The 671-nt window shown below is 64.2% G+C and carries 1 protein-coding gene and 1 pseudogene; both read right to left on the bottom strand.

The window, feature by feature from the left end:
* Positions 1 to 206: pseudogene (locus tag LNV07_RS25370) on the bottom strand (ABC transporter ATP-binding protein); the annotation flags it as partial.
* Positions 207 to 227: 21 nt separating this feature from the next.
* Positions 228 to 671, bottom strand: a 444-nt coding sequence (locus LNV07_RS25365; protein ID WP_263573998.1) for a branched-chain amino acid ABC transporter permease, incomplete at its 5' end; no start/stop codon positions are given.

Genomic DNA, 671 nt, shown 5'->3' with positions numbered 1-671 from the left:
GCATAGAAGGCCACATAACCCAGATCCAGCAGACCCGCGTAGCCGACCACGATGTTGAGCCCCAGCGCCAAGAGCACATAGAGCAGGGCCAGGTCGATGATGCGCACCGGGCCGTTGCCGAACTGCTGCGCAAACAAGGGCACCAGCAGCAGACCGACGGCCGCCAGCAGGAAGACGAAGACTTTATTGCTTTGTTTTGATTGCATGTTTGTTCTCCTCAGGCCGGATCAGGCACGGTCCGCGACACGCTCACCGAGCAAGCCCGAAGGCCGCAGGGTCAACACCAGGATCAGCGCGACGAAGGCGAAGATGTCCGCGTAATGGCTGCCCAGCACGCCGCCGGTCAGGTCACCCAGATAGCCCGCGCCGATCGCCTCGATCAGGCCCAGCAAGACGCCGCCGACCATCGCGCCGGCCAGGTTGCCGATGCCGCCTAAGACGGCCGCCGTGAAGGCTTTGAGCCCCGGCATAAAGCCCATCGTGTGCTGCACGGTGCCGTAGTTGGCGGCCCACATCAGGCCGGCCACGGCGGCGAGTGCGGCGCCGATCACAAAGGTGGTGGAGATGATGAAGTCGGGCTTGACGCCCATCAGGCCGGCAACCCGTGGATTCTCGGCGGTAGCCCGCATCGCGCGGCCCAGTTTGGTGTGATTGACCAGCCACATCAGCGT

The organism is Roseateles oligotrophus, from assembly GCF_025717515.1.
GTDB lineage: Bacteria > Pseudomonadota > Gammaproteobacteria > Burkholderiales > Burkholderiaceae_C > Paucibacter_A > Paucibacter_A oligotrophus.
Note: the sequence above shows the minus strand (reverse complement) of the source record. Positions and strands in the feature narration are given on the sequence as shown.